Source organism: Pararhizobium sp. (genome assembly GCF_965279435.1).
In the GTDB taxonomy this organism is placed as follows: Bacteria; Pseudomonadota; Alphaproteobacteria; order Rhizobiales; family Rhizobiaceae; genus Pararhizobium.
Genome location: NZ_CBDIHY010000003.1, coordinates 2,360,365 through 2,378,640, shown reverse-complemented (window position 1 = coordinate 2,378,640; position 18,276 = coordinate 2,360,365). Strand labels below are relative to the sequence as shown.

Below are 18,276 nucleotides of genomic sequence, written 5' to 3'. Positions count from 1 at the left end.
CGCGTCCCTGTTGCGTGGAACGTTTTTCAACGTCTGAGGTCACGCAACAAAACTTTTAAAACTGTCTGCGGGGCTTTCCGACCTTGAGCCCCGCGCTGCGAATGCGCGGATCAATCGTGACGCGCATTCCGGTAAAACGTATTCGCCCGATTGCGGGACGCCTGTGTCAGGTGTCGGCCCGGATCGTCGAAGAAGGATGACGTCAACGCCTCGCGCACTTCATGGCGGCAAAGCCCCATGTCGAGCAGCTGATGATCATCGAGATCCCGCAGGCGGCCGATGGAATTTCGGCTTCGCAGCTGGCGCCATACCGATAGCAGCACGCCCATCAATCCCGTCTGGCGGGATGTCGCGGACAGCTTCCCGGCTAGGGTGAGGTCAAGTGCGTGGTCGGTCGTGCGCATGATACTGCTCCTTTTCGCAGGCACGAAGCGACCCTTCCCCCGCTGGGAGGTCGGCGCGGGGGTTGGGTCGAAACTATGATGGTGGACCGGCTGTGCAGGAGGCTCGCCGGAGTGGTTCAGAATGCGATTTGCAAGCCCAAATTCGCAAATCCTTATTGATCAGTCCAACGAATGTTTCTAATGGTATTCATCAAACAATTTTATGAGTGCTCTTTTTGAGGACCAAAACCATGTCCGCACCGCTCGATATCGATCAACTGCAGACGTTCGTAGCCATCGCCGATACCGGCAGCTTCACCAAGGCTGCAGATCGTGTTTTCAAGACGCAATCGGCGGTCTCGATGCAGATGCGCCGGCTGGAAGAGCGCATCGGCAAACAGCTGTTTGCCAAGGACGGGCGCGGCAACCGATTGACGACGGAAGGTGACCGGTTGCTCAATTTTGCCCGGCGGATGATCCGGCTCAACAATGAAGCGATCGCCTCCTTCGACGACAACCGGCTGGAAGGAACGCTGAGGATCGGCACGCCCGACGATTATGCCGACCGCTACATGCCGGAGATCATCGTCCGCTTTGCCAAGACTCATCCGAATGTCGAGCTCAACATCGTCTGCGAGCCCTCGGTGGATCTTGCCGAGAAGATGGCTAGGGGCGAACTGGACATCGCACTGGTCACGCACAATCCGCGCGCCCGCGCCTCCGACGTGGTTCGCACCGAACCACTCTGCTGGGTCAGCTCGATCAACCATCCGCTGCCGGAAAATGCGCCGGTACCGCTTGCCGTCGGCAAACGCGATTGCGGCTGGCGGCAGGCCGCCTGTTCGGCGCTCGATGCCACCGGCAAGGAATATAATATCCTGTTTACCAGCTGGTCATCGACGGTGGTCGCGGCTGCAGTTTTGGCCGGCATGGCCGTTTCGGTGCTGCCGGAATCGGCGCTACGCACGGGCATGAAGGTTTTGACGCAGGCGGACGGTTTTCCGGCGCTGGCCCCGGTGCAGATCGGCATCATGAAGCGTCCGGGCCTTTCGCCGTCGCTGTCGAATGCGATCACCAATCACATCACCGCCTGCCTCGACAATATCACGCCGACGACGAGCACCGACGATATGGCTGGCGATATGAAGAATTTTTCGCGTTATCCGCGGCTGCGCCAGAGCCATATGCTGCCTGGTTGGTAAGACCCGGCCATCTGAACCAGCAAAAAGGCCGTGCTCCTTGCGGAGGCGCGGCCCTTTTGTATCTGCTCTTATTGATACTCGGCCATAAAACGCGGCCGTAAAAATCGACTGCAATATAATTTGGTCATACGCAGCCCCAAAAAGCACTGCAGGGCATTTATATTACAATATGAACATATGCCCAAGAGGCCGAACTGGAACATTTTTGGTGTAATCCCCTATAAAATTAGGGGTTGATTAACAACAAAATGCCTTGATCTCGCCCGCTGAACGCAAACCGGGCCCTTTTCAGAGCCCGGCTTCCAAAATACAGATGGCTGAACCCACCACTTGCGGCAGTTGCGCACCCTTAACCGATCAGACGATGTCGAACCGGTCTGCGTTCATCACCTTGTTCCAGGCGGCAACGAAGTCACGGATGAATTTCCCCTGTGCATCATTCTGGCCATAGACTTCGGCCAGAGCGCGCAACTGGGAATTCGAGCCGAAGACGAGATCGGTGCGGGTGGCGGTCCATTTCAACTCACCGGTTGTGCGGTCCCGCCCTTCGAAGCTTTCCTTGTCCGGCGAAGCCGCTTTCCAGACCGTGCCCATATCCAGCAGGTTGACGAAGAAGTCGTTGCTCAGGGTTTCCGGGCGTGCGGTGAAGATGCCATGCTGAGACTGGCCATGATTGGCGTTCAGCGCCCGCAGGCCGCCGACCAGAACCGTCATTTCCGGAGCCGTCAGGGTGAGGAGCTGTGCCTTGTCGATCAACAGCTCCTCGGCCGATACCGTGAAGCTTGCCTTCTGATAGTTGCGGAAACCGTCCGAAACCGGCTCGAGCACCGAGAAGGATACGATATCGGTCTGTTCCTGCGACGCGTCGGTACGGCCGGGCGTGAAGGCAACGGCAACATCCTGACCGGCATTCTTTGCAGCCTTTTCGACGGCGGCTGCACCACCGAGCACGATCAGATCGGCCAGCGACACTTTCTTGCCGCCCAGATGAGCATCGTTGAACGCCCTCTGAACGCCTTCGAGCGTGGCGAGAACCGTCGCCAGTTGCTCCGGCTGATTGGCCTCCCAATCCTTCTGCGGGGCAAGACGGATGCGTGCACCATTGGCACCGCCGCGCTTGTCCGAACCACGGAAGGTCGAGGCCGAGGCCCAGGCCGTCGACACCAGTTGCGAAACCGTCAGGCCCGTTGCCAGGATCTTTTCTTTCAGGTCAGCGATATCGGCTGCATCGATCAGCGGATGATCGGCTGCCGGGATCGGATCCTGCCAGATCAGGTCTTCGCTGGGCACTTCCGGACCGAGATAACGCGCCTTCGGACCCATGTCGCGGTGGGTCAGTTTGAACCATGCGCGGGCAAAGGCATCGGCAAACTGATCCGGATTTTCGTAGAAACGGCGAGAGATCTGCTCGTAAGCCGGATCGACGCGCAGCGCCAGGTCGCTGGTCAGCATGGCAGGTGCATGGCGCTTTTCCGGATCATGGGCATCCGGCACCGAGCGGGCGCCCATGCCGTGCTTCGGCGTCCACTGGTGGGCACCGGCCGGGCTCTTCGTCAGTTCCCATTCATAGCCGAACAGGTTCCAGAAGAAGTTGTTGCTCCAGCGCGTCGGCGTCGAGGTCCAGGTGACTTCGAGGCCACTGGAAATGGTGTCGCCACCCTTGCCGCTGCCGTAGCTGCTGGCCCAGCCGAGGCCCTGCTGTTCGATATCAGCACCTTCCGGCTCGGGGCCCACATGGGCGGCATCGCCGGCGCCATGGGTTTTGCCGAACGTGTGGCCACCGGCGATCAGAGCAACGGTTTCCTCATCGTCCATGGCCATGCGGGCGAAGGTTTCGCGGATGTCGCGGGCGGACGCCAGCGGGTCCGGATTGCCGTTCGGGCCTTCCGGGTTCACATAAATCAGGCCCATCTGCACGGCTGCGAGCGGGTTTTCCAGATCACGCTCGCCGCTATAGCGCTTGTCGTCGAGCCAGGTGCGTTCCGCACCCCAGTAGATATCTTCTTCCGGTTCCCAGACGTCGGCTCGGCCACCGGCAAAGCCGAAGGTCTTGAAGCCCATTGATTCCAGCGCGCAATTGCCGGCCAGGATCATCAGATCGGCCCAGGAGAGTGCGTTGCCGTATTGCTGCTTGATCGGCCAGAGCAGGCGCCGCGCCTTGTCGAGGTTGACGTTATCCGGCCAGCTGTTGAGCGGTGCAAAGCGCTGCGTACCCGAGGCAGCACCGCCACGGCCATCGCCGGTACGGTAAGTGCCGGCGCTGTGCCAGGCCATGCGGATGAAGAAGGGGCCGTAATGACCGAAGTCGGCCGGCCACCAATCCTTGGAATCCGTCATCAGGGCAAAGATGTCCTGCTTGACCGCAGCAAGATCGAGCGTCTTGAACGCCCCGGCATAATCGAAGGCTGCACCCAAGGGGTCAGAGAGCGCGGAATTCTGGTGCAGAATTCTCAGATTGAGCTGATTTGGCCACCATTCCCGGTTCGATGTCCCCTCGCCCGAGTTGCTGGTGAGCGACCCGTGCATGACCGGACACTTGCCCGTTTTCTCGACTTTGGCGTCCATTTCTGCCTCCTGTTTGAAATGCAATTGTTTTGGTTCCGCCGCAACATCTCCCATAAGCTCCATAATTTCCAATTGTATTTAATTGAAATATCGATAGGATAAACCTATCATGATCACCATACGACAAATGCGCTATTTCGATGCGCTCGCCAGTGCCCGGCATTTTGGACGGGCGGCCTTGATGGTCAATGTCAGCCAGCCGGCACTCTCGGCGCAGGTCGCCGAAATGGAACGCGAACTCGGCGTCAAGCTTGTGGAGCGCGGCAAGGGGCCGACACTTTTGACGCGCGAAGGCGAAGCGCTTTTGCCGGAAATGCGCAAGATCCTTGGCGGTATCGACCAGCTCTATCAACAGGCGCGCCAGGTCACCGGGGTACTGGAAGGTAAACACCGGCTGGGGATCATTCCGACCGTTGCGCCCTATCTCGTGCCCGTGCTCATTCCTCTCGTGCGCGAACGCTATCCCAATCTGCAGATCGAACTAAAAGAGCTTCTCACCGGCCCCCTCCTCGACGAGTTGCGTCATGGACGGCTCGACAGCGTCATTGTTGCGCTGCCAGTCGATGAGGAGAACCTGTCGAGTTCGCTGCTGTTTGAAGACCGGTTCCTGATCGCCAGCACGGAGGATGAAAACACCATCCTGATGTCGCCAATGACCGAGGACAAGGTCGATGTCGAGCGGTTGCTTCTGCTCGAGGAAGGCCATTGCCTGCGCGACCATGCGCTGGCGGTGTGCGGCATCCATTCCGGCAAACGCGTCGCCAACTATGGCGCAACCTCGATGGCCACCCTTTTGCAGATGGTCAGCCACGGCATGGGCATCACGCTGATCCCGGAGATCGCCGTCAACGATGAAAAGACCCGCAATCGCATGCGGATCGTTCCCTTCGCCGAGCCGCAGCCATCGCGCAAGATCGGCCTCGTCTGGCGCACCCGAAGCGGCCGTCAGAACGACCAGCACGCGCTGGCCAGCCTGATATCGGAAGCGGCGAAACGCCTGCTGCAGTAGATTAGGCGACCTTAGCTTTCAAAAACTCCACAGTCCGGCTCCAGGCCAGATCGGCGGCTTTCTTGTCATAACGGGCTGCCGACGTGTCGTTGTTGAAGGCGTGGTTGACGCCGTCGTAGATGTGGATGGTGAAGTCCTTGCCATTGTCGGTCAGGGACTTCTTGTAGGCGTCGATGCCGGCATTGATGCGGTCGTCGAGACCGGCATACTGCAACAGCAGCGCCGCCTTGATCTTCGGTACGTCTTCAACCGGCGGCTGGGCACCGTAATAGGCGACGCCGGCTTTCAGGTCCGGAGAGGCGACGGCCAGCTTGTTGACCATACCGCCGCCCCAGCAGAAACCGATGGCGCCGGCCTTGCCGGTGGTGAGGTCATTGCCTTCGAGATAGGCGACGGTCGCAACCGCGTTATCGACGGTCTGCTTGCCATCCAGTGCGCCGATCATTTCGCGTGCCTTGTCCTCGTCGGCCGGGGTTCCGCCGGCGGGTGAGAGAAAGTCCGGAGCAAGTGCTACGAAGCCTTCCAGCGCCATGCGGCGGGCGACATCCTTGATATGCGGGTTGAGGCCGCGGTTCTCGTGGATGACGATGACGGCAGGCAGTTTGCCGGTCGCATCGACCGGGCGCACCAGATAGCCCTTCATATCGCCACCGGCGCCGGGATAGGTGACATCCTCGGCCTTCACGCGCGGGTCGGCTTCCGGGACGATTTCCGCCTGCGCACTATTGGCGGCCAAGAGCGGCGCGATGGCAGCGGCAGTTGCGGCCGATCCGGTCAGCGCCGTCAGCTTGCGCATGAAGGCGCGGCGGTCGAGGCTCAGATGGGTGTACTCGTCATAGGCGTTGATCATCGCCTGGGTGATCTGCGGCTTGTCCATGCTTTCCTCCTGTGGCCGGCGCCATCAGGTCCGAAGGACCTGCAGGCGCTGCGATAGCGTTCGATCGCGACATCACGTCCTGCCGAGGAAACAGAATTGCGGCACTTGAAGCATTAGACAATGACAACGTCGCTGAGTTGACGCAAACGTGATCCGGCCAGCGTCAGCCGGATCACGTTTCTTGCCTACTGCATATACCAGCCATGGCTGACGACGAGCGACTGGCCGGTCAGCGCATTGGTCTCGAAACCGGCAAACAGCAGCGCTACTTCGGCGACATCCTCGACAGTGGTGAACTGTGCATCCACCGTGCCGCCAAGCATCACCTTCTTGATGACCTCGTCTTCGGAAATGCCGAGTTCCTTGGCTTGCTCCGGAATCTGCTTGTCGACCAGCGGCGTTCGCACGAACCCGGGGCAGATGACATTGGCGCGCACGCCGTCCGGTCCGCCTTCTTTGGCAACCACGCGGGCAAGGCCAAGCAGGCCGTGTTTGGCGGTAACATAGGCCGATTTCAGCGGCGAGGCTTCGTGCGAATGCACCGAGCCCATATAGATGATCGCCCCGCCCTTCTGCGCCTTCATATGCGGAATGCAGGCCTTGGTGGTGAGGAAGGCGCCGTCGAGATGGATGGCGAGCATCTTCTTCCAATCGGAAAAGGCATAGTCCTCGATCTTGTTGACGATCTGGATGCCGGCATTGGAGACCAGCACGTCCACTCGGCCCCATTTGGCAACGACTGCGGCGACGCCTGAATTGACTGCGTCTTCGCTGGTGACGTCCATGGCAAGGCCGATCGCCTCGCCCGGTCCCTGCGCCGTCAGGTCCTTGGCCGTCGCTTCCGCCGCTTCGAGCTTCAGGTCGGCGATGACGACCTTGGCGCCTTCCGAGATGTATTTCTTGGCGATCGCCAGGCCAATGCCACTGGCCGAGCCGGTGACGATGCAAACCTTGTCCTTGAGTTTCATGGTTTTAACTCCCTATTTTGCAAGATAATCATGGACCACTTCGCCGAGACCCAGCGTCAGGTCGGAGAGGATATGGACGGCGGATTTGACCTCCAGTACCGGCAGATCGGCGACCGGGGCCAGTGCGTGCGGGAACAACGCCAAGGCACCCGGACCTTCCCATGCGCCCTTTACCGTCAGGTCTTCGAGATAGTAGCGGACCAGTTCGCAGATGCGCGGCGTGCAATCGACATGCGGAATAATCTTTAGCATGAAGTTTGGCTGTTTCAGACTTTCCAGAACCTTGGCCGTGTCGAGCGTGCGGTGCTTGAAGCCCATCGTCGCGGTCGCCACGCGCTGGCCGCCATACTCGAGCGTGCCGACCAGCGCATCCTTCATCGATGTCAGCGACGGCTCGGCCAGTTTCTTCGGAAAGCCCCAGATCTCGCGGCCACCGGCGATCGGCGCGTCGTCATTGAGATACATCGAATGAACATAACCGCCGTGCACGCCCTCATAAGTGACCGGGATGACCTGGCCGGACTCGGTGTAGTCGCCGAAACCGGTGGAGTCCGGCATGCGGATGAATTCGTATTTCACCAGCGGTTCATCGAACTGCAACGGCTCCGGCACCACGCGGCGCAACGCTTCCGGATCGGTGCGGTAGGTGATGATCATGTATTCGCGGTTGACGAACCGGTACGGACCCGGCGGATAGGATGGGCTCGTCAGCGGCATGGCAAAGGCATTGCGAACGACATCTTCGATTTTCATGATTTTTTCCCACGCAGGCGTTGCTCGGCAAGATCGAAAACCCGTATCCCATTGGTCGGGCGCGTGCGGTTCAGCCAATCCGGATGATTGAGCGTTTCGACCACATCGTCATGCCCGGCTTTCCAGTGCTCCTCGACCGAGAGCCGCGAAAACTCGTAATCCTTGGAACCGCTTTCATAGGCCGCATGCCGGTAAATCAGGTGCACCATGGTGACGGCGCAATCATTACCGATCTTTTCGAGCAGCCGCGCATCGGGATCGTCTCTCAGCTGCTCCGGCAGTTTTTCCATCAACCGTTTGGCCGCCATGCGGACAGTCTGCAGTTTGCGGAACTGGTCGGTATTCAGGCGCGTGCGGCTGGAGAAGCGGATTTCCTTTTCGCGCGCCTCGACATCGAACAGGTCCTTCGGCAACTGTCCCTTGGCGCTGAACAGATCGACCTGGAAGATGCACATGTCGCTCTCCAGTTCGCTGCCGCCGAGAATGCGCTGGAGAGGCGTATTGGAGACGATGCCGCCATCCCAATAGTAGCGGCCGTCGATTTCCACCGGCGCGAAGCCGGGCGGCAGGGCGCCGGAAGCGGCCACGTGTTTCGGCGAAAAATCGCATTCCGTATTGTCGAAATAGTTGAAATTGCCGCTGACGACATCGACAGCACCGAGGCTGAGGCGGACGGCACCGGCATTGATCAGGTCGAAATCGATCAGGCCGGCCAGCGTCTCCTGGAGAGGAGCGGTATCATAAAGGCTGATCGCCGCCATCGGATCGCCCGGAATATTCCAGGGCGCAAAGGCCCGCGGCGTAAAGAAGCCGGGCACCCCCGTCAGCGAACCGAGAACGGCAGCCGATTCGTTGAACCATTTGCGCATCACATCGCCATTGCCGAGGAAATGGCCCGGCAGACCGGACGAGACGCGATGCCAGAAGGTGCGCAAATTATCGACACGGGCATCGACCGGGCTGCCGGCGATGATCGCAGAATTGATGGAGCCAATGGAGATGCCGGCCAGCCAATCGGGGCGGATACCGGCTTCGTGCAGAGCCTCGTAGGCACCGGCCTGATAGGCGCCGAGAGCACCGCCGCCCTGAAACACCAGAACGGTCTTTCCCGTCGAAATGGTACTCACTGAATGCGCCCCCTTCGTATGCTGCAATTGCGAAATGTTAGCACTTGGAAATGACGGCGTCCTGCTTCCGCAAATTAAGTTTTCGTAATGCGGGACGAGCAGAAGGAAAGCTTATTTCATTTATATTCAATACATTAGAAGAAAACTCGACCCGCCGCCCTACCCGATCTCCGAGATGCTAACCCAGGACTGTGCGCTGTGCAATGCAACAGAATGTGACGCCGGACCCTGTCAAAAACTGGCGATGTGAACCGCGAAAAGCACCCACAGGACGAAATTCAATACGAACCCGATGACGAAAAGCCGCTGGCGGATGCGCAACCGGTTGGATGTTACATGAATATAGGCATGGGCAAAACGGCTGAGCACAAACAGCCAGGCAATGGCGACCACGGCATGATTGACGCCCGCCGTTACATACAACAGCGTGCAAACCAGAAAGAAGAGCACGGGCAGCTCGAACTGGTTGATCAGGCTGCGGGCGACGGTGGCGCTGGGCTCTGGCTCGATGGCGGGAATCCAGAAATCCGATGCCTTGGCCGTTCCCGCGCGCACGGCAGTGTAACGCCGCCTCAGCATCAGGAAATAGATCGCGTGGACCAGCGCAACCTGCGCGATGACCGGCCAGAAGATTGCAGTCGATATGGGCATGATCACTCCGTCGATTCGAACCTGACTTGATCTATAGCGGGCGGGCGGGAAATCCAGAACAGAACGGCGGTGCTCCTGTAGGCCGATCCATGCTTGACAGCTGTTTTATGAATGAAGGATGTTCGAAACAATACTTCTGCAGCCGCGAGAAAGAATCGTATGTCCGAACAGCATGCTCCCGTAGCCTCATTGCCCACCCATCATGCGAGCGCGATGCGCGGACGCGATCCGCACGAACACCACCGGGTGGCAACACCGCTCGAACTGCTGTTCGACCTGACCTTCGTCATCGCCTTTGGCGTTGCCGGGTCGCAGCTTGCCCATCTGCTTGCCGAAGGCCATTACGCCGCCGGGCTGATGGGCTTTGGATTTGCGATGTTCGCCGTCTGCTGGGCCTGGGTGAACTTCTCGTGGTTTGCCTCCGCCTTTGACACCGACGACTGGATTTACCGGCTGACCACGATGGTGCAGATGGGCGGCGTGCTGATCCTGGCACTCGGACTGCCGCAGATGTTTGAATCGATCGACAAGGGCGCCCATGTCGACAACGGCATCATGGTGCTCGGTTATGTCATCATGCGCGTGGCGATGATTTTTCAATGGCTGCGCGCCGCACGGCACACGCCGGAATGCCGCTCAGCCTGCCTGTCCTATGCGACGGCGATCTCGATTGCCCAGGTCGGCTGGGTGGCGCTGATCTTCATCGACATGCCGCTGCTGCCGACTTTTCTCTGCGTCGTTGTGCTCACCCTCATTGAAATGCTGGGCCCGGTCGTTGCCGAACGCAAGGGCGCCGGCACGCCGTGGCACGCGCATCACATTGCCGAGCGCTACGGTTTGCTGGCGATCATCACGCTCGGGGAAGGGGTCGTCGGAACCGTGGCATCGATCTCGGCCATCGTCGGCGAGCAGGGATGGAGCCTCGACGCCATCCTCATCTGCGTTGCCGGCACCGGCCTTACCTTCGGCATGTGGTGGCTCTACTTCCTGCTGCCGTCCGGCCAGGTGCTGCACCGTTTCCGCGAGCGCTCCTTCCTCTGGGGATACGGCCATATTCTGATCTTCGCATCGATCGCGGCGACCGGCGCCGGTCTGCATGTGGCGGCCTACTATATTGAGCATAAGGCGCATATCAGCGCGGTTGCCGCCGTTCTCACCGTCGCAGTGCCGGTGTTTGCCTATGTCACGCTGGTCTTTGCCCATTACGTCTACCTGCTGCGCAAGCTGGACACTTTCTATCTCGGGCTGATGATCGGCATGACGGCGGTGGTTATCCTGGCGGTCGTGTGTGCTGCTGCCGGCGTCAGCATGACCTTCTGCCTCGTCATCCTGATGTTTGCGCCGCTCGTTCCCGTCGTCGGCTACGAGATCAAAGGCCATCGCTATGGCAGCGCCGCCCTTCAGCGGGCCTTGGACGCCTGAGACAAAGAAAAAGCGGCGAAGATACCTTCGCCGCTTTTTTCATAGTCGGGTTTATCGCCGTCGCTTACATTGCGCCCGGATAGTTCGGGCTTTCGCGGGTGATCGTCACGTCATGGGCGTGACTTTCGCGCAAGCCCGCACCGGAGATACGCACGAAGGTGGCGCGCTCCTGGAAGTCCTTGATCGTTGCGCCGCCGACATATCCCATCGAGGCCTTCAGACCGCCTGCGAGCTGATGCAGAACGCCGGAGACCGGCCCCTTGTATGGAACCTGGCCTTCGATGCCTTCCGGCACCAGCTTCAGGGTGTCGCGGACCTCCGCCTGGAAATAGCGGTCAGCCGAGCCGCGCGCCATGGCGCCGACGGAGCCCATGCCGCGATAGGCCTTGAACGAGCGGCCCTGGTAGAGGAACACTTCGCCCGGGCTTTCATCGGTACCGGCCAGCAGCGAGCCGATCATGCAGGCGGAGGCGCCAGCAGCGATGGCCTTGGCCAGATCGCCCGAGAACTTGATGCCGCCATCGGCGATAACCGGGATATTGGCGGCCTGGGCCGCCTCGACAGCCGACATGATGGCTGCGAGCTGCGGCACGCCGACACCGGCAACGATGCGTGTGGTGCAGATTGAACCCGGGCCAATACCGACCTTGACGGAATCCGCACCGGCATCGATCAGTGCCTTGGTGCCGCTGGCTGTTGCGACATTGCCAGCCATGACGCGAACCGAGTTCGACATGGTCTTGACCTTGGTAACGGCATCGAGGACGCGCTGCGAATGGCCATGCGCGGTATCGACGACGATCAGGTCGACGCCGGCATCGATCAGGCGTTCGGCCCGCTCGATACCATCATCGCCAACGCTGATGGCGGCAGCCGCACGCAGGCGGCCCTGTGCATCTTTCGAGGCATTCGGGTTGAGCTGCGACTTTTCAATATCCTTGACAGTGATCAGACCGACGCAACGGCGGTCAGCATCGATGACCAGCAGCTTTTCGATGCGGTGCGTGTGAAGAAGACGCTTGGCTTCCTTCTGATCGACGTTCTCGGTGACCGTGATCAGGTTTTCACGGGTCATCAGTTCGTAAATTTTCTGGCCCGGATCAGATGCAAACCGCACATCACGGTTGGTGACGATGCCGACCAGGCGGCCGGGTATGCCGCCCGTGGCATTCTCGACGACCGGGATGCCGGAGATCGAATACATCTTCATGAGAGCCAGCGCGTCGGCAAGCGTTGCGTCGGGGCTAATGGTCACCGGGTTGACGACCATGCCGCTTTCGAACTTCTTGACCTGGCGAACCTGCTCGGCCTGTTCGATCGGAGTGAGATTGCGGTGAATGACGCCGATGCCGCCGGCCTGCGCCATGGCGATGGCCAGGCGGCCTTCCGTGACCGTATCCATCGCCGAGGAGAGGATTGGTAGGTTGAGGTCGATGTCCTGGGCAATGCGGGTGGCGATATTCGTCTGCCCCGGCATGACCTCGGAATGTCCGGGTTGCAGAAGAACGTCGTCGAAGGTCAGTGCCTCCAAACCGGTTGCCGTTTCGATGATGCGCGCCATGGCCAAATCCCTTCAGTAAAAGGTGTTCTCCCCGCACAGTTGGGCAACAGTGCGGTGGAAGACTCGCCGCGCTCAAGCGGGCGAGAGTTTCTTGGAAGTTGGCGAGGGCTGGTAACACGGATATGACGGATTGGAAATAGCAAAAGCCCGGCAAGAGTGCCGGGCCAGCCAAGATTCTGTTCGCAACTGCAATATCAGATTTCGAACTGGTAGGTTTCCGGCACGAATCGATAGCCCTGATCGAACTTCTCGATGAAACCGACGGCCGGGAACGGCATGTGGTAACCAACGAATGGCAGCCGGTCCGTGGCGACCATATCGAAGACCTTTTTCCGTGACGCGGCGGCCTTTGTCTTGTCCATGTCGAACTTCACTTCCCAATCCGGCCGCTGCAGCGACAGCACGAAATGGTTGGCGGTGTCGGCGGTCAATACCAGCCCCTTGCCTTCCGATTCGACCTTGAAGATCATATGGCCCGGCGAATGCCCAAAGGCCGCCATCGCGGTGATACCGGGAACCACATCGGCGCCATCGCCGATGAAGGTCATCTTGTCGGCCAGCGGCACGACGTTCTTCAGAACACCCTTGTGCCCACCTTCGGCCGGCGTGCCAACCCGGGCTTCATCCTTCCAGAAATCGAACTCTGTCTGACCCGCAACGTAGCGGGCATTCTTGAAGGCCGGCGCGCCGCCTTCCATCAGGCCGCCGATATGATCGCCGTGCATATGGGTGATGACAACGATACTGACCTGATCCGGAGTGTAACCGGCGTTTTTGATGCCCTCCAGCAGATGACCAGCACCAGCAGCACGCCCACCCTCGCCCATGCCGGTATCGAACAGGATCACCTCCGAGCCCGTATCGATCAGGGTCGGCGAGAAGCCGTTGACGAATTTATCGGTGGGCAGGAAGTTGGCTGTAAGCAGATCAGCGACCGCCTGCGGCGTCTGGTTGGTGCCGAAGGTTTCCTCGGGCTTTTCGCCGATGCGGAGACCGTCGCTGATAACAGTGACGCCAAATTTGCCGATCTTGAAACTGCTGGTCCTGCTGGCCGGTATTTTCATCGTGTCCGCTTTCGGTTCGCTTTGCGCAAAAGCCGTCCGCGTCATCACGAACGGTGCCGCCAGGGCGCCAACGGCTGTAGCTCCAAATAAGGCACGGCGGCTCAAGGGAATAGACGTCGTCATGCTGTTCTCCATTTTTTGATTGGAAGGCGGGCATTTTTGGATTGAACGACGGACCCGTCCAATCACCAAGGCGACATCTAGGGTCTTGACAGGAGATGGCTGTAGAATTCACACGGATGTGATCGCAAAGTGAGGGCCGCATGACGACTTTTGGCAAAAAAGTCCTATGTTCCGGTCGCTCCGCAGTTGCGCAAGGCCATTCGCATGAATCGCATCGTTCCGATGATCCTCGCCGTCGCTCTGTTTATGGAGCAGATGGACTCTACCGTCATTGCTACATCGCTGCCGGCGATCGCCCATGACCTCGGCGTCGGACCGATCACGCTGAAGCTGGCGCTGACATCCTACATGGTGTCGCTGGCGATCTTCATTCCCTTGAGCGGCTGGATGGCCGACCGGTTCGGCGCCAAGCGGATTTTTCGGGCTGCCATTCTCGTCTTCGTCTTCGGCTCGATCCTCTGCGCCGTCGCCGACAGCGTGTTTGCCTTCGTCGTGTCGCGCTTCCTGCAGGGCATGGGCGGCGCGATGATGACGCCGGTCGCACGCCTTGTGCTGGTGCGCTCGACGCAGCGCAGCGAGCTGGTCGGCGCCATGGCGCTACTCACCATCCCGGCGCTTGTCGGGCCACTTGCCGGCCCGCCGCTCGGCGGCTTCATCACCACCTATTTCTCGTGGCACTGGATCTTCCTGATCAACGTTCCGGTTGGCATTATTGGCTACATCCTGTCGGGCATCTATCTGCCGGAGATCAAGAGCGACGCGCCGCCACCAATCGATATCAAGGGTTTCTTCCTCAGCGCCATTGCGGCCTCGGGCACGATGTTCGGGCTGTCGGTGATGAGCCTGCCGGCACTGCCGCCACAGATCGGCGCTGCCGCCGTCGTCATCGGCATCATCTGCGGGTTCCTCTATGTCCGCCATGCGCGGCGCCACCCTGCCCCGCTGCTCGATCTCAACCTGTTCAAGGACAGCGCGTTTCGGGCAGCAGCGATCGGCGGCACGCTGTTTCGCATCTCGATCGGTGCCGTCCCCTTCCTGATGCCGCTGATGCTGCAGGTCGGCTTTGGCCTGACGCCGTTCCAGTCGGGCATGATCACCTTCGTCGGCGCCGTTGGTGCGCTGACGACAAAATTCTTTGCCAAGCGCGTGCTGATCTTTGCCGGTTTCCGCACGACACTGATCTTTGCCTGCATCACCGGCACGATCCTGACGTTCGTCAATGGCCTGTTCACGCCGGCAACGCCCTATGCCGTTATGATGTTCATCCTGCTTTTGGCCGGCTTTGCCCGTTCGTTTTTCTTCACCAGCGTCAATGCACTGGGGTTTGCCGACATCCCGGATTCGATGGCAAGCAAGGCCACATCGATGACCGCCGTGCTGCAGCAGATGAGCCTGGCGCTCGGTGTTGCCGTTGCCGGCGCCATTCTTGAGATCGAAACGACGCTGACGGGATCGAAGCTGGAGCTGGGGGATTTCCAGCTCGCCTTCATGCTGATCTCGGCGATCACCCTGACGGCGATCATTCCGCTGATCGGCATGTCGAAGACGGCTGGCGCATCGGTCTCCGGCCACCGGATGCGGACAGATCCGGAGACAGAGACGATCAGCGTCAAGTAAGGCGGGAATGGCCTATTGCGGCCGCTCGCAGACTGCCGACAGCTTGTTACCATCGGGATCGCGAACGAAGGCTGCATAGAAGTGCGCGTGGAACGGCCGCAGACCCGGCGCGCCCTCGTCGGTGCCGCCATGGGCAAGGGCTGCCTGATAGAATGCGTCGACCACGGCGCGGCTTTCCGCCTCGAGCGCGACCATCGAACCATTGCCGATCGTGGCAGTCTTGCGGTTGTGCGGCGTGACCACCCAGAGCCGGCAGCGGCTATCGCTCTCGGCGCCATAGCCGATCTCGACATCATCCTGCTTGCGACGCTTCAAACCCAGCGGCGCGAGCGCTGCGTCATAAAACAGCTGCGCCCGGTCGAGATCATTGCTGCCGATGGTCACATAGAGAAGCACGGCTCAATCGGCCTCCACCGAATCCCGCTCGTCCACCACTTCGCGCTCGTCAATCTCGGTCTCGCTATCATAGAGCGAGCGGGCACCGGGCTTGCGGCCCTTGAAGCCCTTGGCGAGCAGGAACATCTCGACCGATTCGGCCCGCGAGGCCGCCGGCTTCACATGGATGACCTGCTTGAAGTTCTGCTTCAGCAAAGTCAGCAGCTCACGTTCTGCGCCGCCCTGGAAGGTCTTGGCCAGAAAATGCCCGCCCTCACCGAGAACGTCGATAGCGAAATAGGCCGCGACTTCGCAGAGATGCATGGTGCGGATATGGTCTGTCTGGCGATGGCCCGTGGTGGGCGCCGCCATGTCCGAAAGCACCAGATCCGGCGTGCCGCCCAGCGCCGTCATCAGCTTTTCCGGCGCCGTCGGGTCGAGAAAGTCCAGCTGCAGGATATGGACGCCGGCCAGCGGGTCGAGCTCGAGAAAATCGATCGCCACGACCTTCGGATCGCTATCGGTCGAGTTCGTCACCTTGGCGGCGATCTGCGACCAGCTGCCAGGTGCCGCGCCCAGATCGATGATGCGCTTGGCGCCGGTGAGGATCTTGTGCTTCTCGTCGATCTCCAAAAGCTTGAACGCCGCGCGGGCGCGATAGCCTTCAAGCTGGGCGCGCTGCACATAGGGATCGTTGATATGCCGCTCGATCCAGCGCCGGGACGACGCCTTCAGCTTGCCCTTCTTGACCTTCTGGCCAAGCTTGCGCCCGGTGCGGTTTCCGCCGATCGGGGGTTTTGTCATTGTGAGTTTCCTTCGTGGGAACCGTACTGCATGCCGCGCGGATGGCGGCGGGCGCGGCCACGCCGCCAGACACCATCATCGGCCATCATATCGGTCAAAAGCCCTTCGCGCAGGCCGCGATCGGCAACGCGCATGCGCTCAGATGGCCAGCGACGGCGAATGGCTTCAAGAATGGCGCATCCGGCCAGAACCAGATCGGCCCGGTCCGGCCCGATGCAGGGATTGGCGGCACGGGCGGTGAAATCCCAGGACAGAAGCCGCGCCTGCATCGCCGAGACCTCGTCGTCCGACAGCCAGAGGCCATCGACCTTGCGGCGATCATAACGCGGCAGATCGAGATGCACACCAGCCAGCGTCGTTACCGTACCGGAGGTGCCGATCAGGTGAAATCCGTTCTCGTCGCCGGGATTGTCGAGCGTGTGGATGGCCGGGCAATCGAAATTGGACAGCATGCCCTGAACCTCGACCACCATCGCCTCGAAGCTTTCCGGCGAGACGTCCTGGCCGCCATGACGCTCCGACAGCGTCACGACGCCGACCGGCAGCGATGTCCAGTGGGTGATGTGATTGGCCAGCCGGCTCGACCGGTTCTCACCGATCTTGATGACGGCGATTTCCGAGGAACCACCGCCGATATCGAACAGCACCACTGACTTGGTTTCGCGCCCGACCAGCGACGAGCAGCCGGAAACGGCAAGCCGCGCCTCGGTCTCGCGGTTGATAATCTCCAGCTCCAGGCCGGTTTCTGCCAGAACGCGCTCCAGAAAAGCCTCGCCGTTTTCCGCAGCACGAGCGGCCTCGGTGGCAATCAGCCGGGTCTTGCGGATCTCGCGGGTCTTCAGCTTGGCAGCGCAGACTTTCAAGGCCTCGATCGACCGGTCCATCGCATCCTGCGACAGGCGGCCGGACGCACCGAGCCCTTCGCCCAGCCGGACGATGCGCGAAAACGCATCGACGACACGGAACTGGCCCGGACGGGTCGGCTGCGCAATCAACAACCGGCAATTGTTGGTGCCGAGATCGAGCGCCGCATAAAGCGGCGAGCCTGAATCGGAGCCATAGGAAAACGCCTGGCCATTGCCACGCCGCTCGTGACCATTGGCGCCGGACGACGGACGCTCTTCGGTCCGCGCACTGGAAGCGGAAGGCTGCGACGTCGGCTGTTTTGCGGCGTCACTGACGGGCCGAGGCTTTTCGGTGACCGCAAGCGGGCGGCCCTGCAGGCTGCGGCGCTGCCTGCTCTTCTTGCTGCGTTTGCGGCTGGACGTGTCTACGCCTGGGACCACAACGGCCTTTGGACCAGCGGCCTCGGCGACTGCACCGGAGGCAACGGAAGGCTGTGCCTGGCCGGATTTGGAACGGCGCCTGCGCTTGCGTTTGCGCACCGGTTCTCCGGTGGCATCTGTCACTTCGGGACGCCGTGTTTCTCCGTTACCAACGGAGGAACTGGCATTCGCAGAGGCTGCGCGGGACGGTTTTCCCCGCCTGCGCTTGCCTTTGCCGGAACGAGGTACTGACTGCCCATCGTTGCGGTCTGCTGCCGACGCCCCGGAAACGGACGGCTGTTCGCCGTTGTCGGGGTCTCTCACGTGTCTGTCCATTGCGCCGCGCGGAACGATAGCCGCTCAAGGCGCTCTCTTGATTTTCGTTGGGTGGACTTTACCAGTGCCGTCCCAATTCGCCAAATTCTTTTTGCACGGCGTGCAGTAAGTGCCCATCGCGCACCTTTCACAGTGGCCTCTGCGAGTTTTTGCCGGGGCTTGCGGATTTTTTGC

General features: G+C 60.5%; 16 protein-coding genes. 4 read left to right on the top strand and 12 right to left on the bottom strand.

Translation table 11 applies throughout. The features are described from left to right. Nucleotides 1–110: 110 nt before the first annotated feature. Complete coding sequence (locus ACQY8Q_RS17090) at nt 111–404, bottom strand: DUF1127 domain-containing protein (protein ID WP_428427658.1); 294 nt, start codon at nt 402–404, stop codon at nt 111–113. A gap of 230 nt (nt 405–634) precedes the next feature. Here ACQY8Q_RS17090 and ACQY8Q_RS17085 point away from each other — a divergent pair, with 230 nt between their 5' ends. After that, nucleotides 635–1,585, top strand: a complete 951-nt coding sequence (locus ACQY8Q_RS17085) for a LysR substrate-binding domain-containing protein (RefSeq protein WP_428427657.1) — start codon at nt 635–637, stop codon at nt 1,583–1,585. Nucleotides 1,586–1,942: 357 nt separating this feature from the next. On the opposite strand, the gene katG is transcribed toward ACQY8Q_RS17085, so the two are convergent. Next, nucleotides 1,943–4,150: a catalase/peroxidase HPI gene (gene katG, locus ACQY8Q_RS17080; protein WP_428427656.1), complete on the bottom strand. Its 2,208-nt coding sequence runs from the start codon at nt 4,148–4,150 to the stop codon at nt 1,943–1,945. A 109-nt stretch (nt 4,151–4,259) separates the two neighbouring features. Between katG and ACQY8Q_RS17075 the strand changes: the two genes are divergently transcribed. After that, nucleotides 4,260–5,159 (top strand): hydrogen peroxide-inducible genes activator, encoded by a 900-nt coding sequence (locus tag ACQY8Q_RS17075; RefSeq protein WP_428427655.1) that lies wholly within the window; start codon nt 4,260–4,262, stop codon nt 5,157–5,159. Between the two features lies 1 nt (nt 5,160). Here the strand turns inward: ACQY8Q_RS17075 and ACQY8Q_RS17070 are convergent, their stop codons facing one another. The 5 genes from ACQY8Q_RS17070 to ACQY8Q_RS17050 form a co-directional block, all read right to left on the bottom strand. Next, on the bottom strand, nt 5,161–6,036 hold the full coding sequence (locus tag ACQY8Q_RS17070) for a dienelactone hydrolase family protein (protein ID WP_428427654.1): 876 nt from the start codon (nt 6,034–6,036) through the stop codon (nt 5,161–5,163). Between the two features lie 185 nt (nt 6,037–6,221). Beyond that, nucleotides 6,222–7,004 carry a 3-hydroxybutyrate dehydrogenase gene (locus ACQY8Q_RS17065; RefSeq protein ID WP_428427653.1) on the bottom strand — a complete coding sequence of 261 codons (783 nt, stop codon included), beginning with the start codon at nt 7,002–7,004 and terminating at the stop codon, nt 6,222–6,224. Between the two features lie 12 nt (nt 7,005–7,016). After that, the gene (locus tag ACQY8Q_RS17060; protein WP_428427652.1) at nt 7,017–7,757 is read right to left on the bottom strand and encodes an acetoacetate decarboxylase; all 741 of its coding nucleotides are present in this window, start codon (nt 7,755–7,757) and stop codon (nt 7,017–7,019) included. Further along, a complete protein-coding gene (locus ACQY8Q_RS17055; protein WP_428427651.1) occupies nt 7,754–8,884 on the bottom strand; it encodes a DUF3734 domain-containing protein in 1,131 nt (376 codons plus the stop codon). The genes ACQY8Q_RS17060 and ACQY8Q_RS17055 overlap by 4 nt, the downstream gene beginning before the upstream one ends. Before the next feature lie 231 nt (nt 8,885–9,115). Next, nucleotides 9,116–9,535 (bottom strand): MAPEG family protein, encoded by a 420-nt coding sequence (locus ACQY8Q_RS17050; RefSeq protein ID WP_428427650.1) that lies wholly within the window; start codon nt 9,533–9,535, stop codon nt 9,116–9,118. Nucleotides 9,536–9,694: 159 nt separating this feature from the next. Between ACQY8Q_RS17050 and ACQY8Q_RS17045 the strand changes: the two genes are divergently transcribed. Then, entirely contained in the window at nt 9,695–10,957 is a 1,263-nt protein-coding gene (locus ACQY8Q_RS17045) for a low temperature requirement protein A (protein ID WP_428427649.1), read from the top strand. 64 nt (nt 10,958–11,021) lie between these two features. Here the strand turns inward: ACQY8Q_RS17045 and guaB are convergent, their stop codons facing one another. Next, the gene (gene guaB / locus ACQY8Q_RS17040) at nt 11,022–12,518 is read right to left on the bottom strand and encodes an IMP dehydrogenase (RefSeq protein ID WP_428427648.1); all 1,497 of its coding nucleotides are present in this window, start codon (nt 12,516–12,518) and stop codon (nt 11,022–11,024) included. Between the two features lie 194 nt (nt 12,519–12,712). After that, complete coding sequence (locus ACQY8Q_RS17035; RefSeq protein ID WP_428429809.1) at nt 12,713–13,582, bottom strand: MBL fold metallo-hydrolase; 870 nt, start codon at nt 13,580–13,582, stop codon at nt 12,713–12,715. A 327-nt stretch (nt 13,583–13,909) separates the two neighbouring features. On the opposite strand from ACQY8Q_RS17035, the gene ACQY8Q_RS17030 reads away from it, so the two are divergent. Next, the gene (locus tag ACQY8Q_RS17030) at nt 13,910–15,322 is read left to right on the top strand and encodes a DHA2 family efflux MFS transporter permease subunit (RefSeq protein WP_428427647.1); all 1,413 of its coding nucleotides are present in this window, start codon (nt 13,910–13,912) and stop codon (nt 15,320–15,322) included. Nucleotides 15,323–15,334: 12 nt separating this feature from the next. On the opposite strand, the gene ACQY8Q_RS17025 is transcribed toward ACQY8Q_RS17030, so the two are convergent. From ACQY8Q_RS17025 to ACQY8Q_RS17015, 3 genes are read right to left on the bottom strand one after another with little or no spacing between them, the layout of a single operon-like run. Then, nucleotides 15,335–15,718, bottom strand: a complete 384-nt coding sequence (locus ACQY8Q_RS17025) for a VOC family protein (RefSeq protein WP_428427646.1) — start codon at nt 15,716–15,718, stop codon at nt 15,335–15,337. Nucleotides 15,719–15,721: 3 nt separating this feature from the next. After that, on the bottom strand, nt 15,722–16,501 hold the full coding sequence (locus tag ACQY8Q_RS17020) for an RlmE family RNA methyltransferase (protein ID WP_113316614.1): 780 nt from the start codon (nt 16,499–16,501) through the stop codon (nt 15,722–15,724). Continuing rightward, the gene (locus ACQY8Q_RS17015) at nt 16,498–18,090 is read right to left on the bottom strand and encodes a Ppx/GppA phosphatase family protein (protein WP_428427645.1); all 1,593 of its coding nucleotides are present in this window, start codon (nt 18,088–18,090) and stop codon (nt 16,498–16,500) included. The genes ACQY8Q_RS17020 and ACQY8Q_RS17015 overlap by 4 nt, the downstream gene beginning before the upstream one ends. Nucleotides 18,091–18,276: the final 186 nt, after the last annotated feature.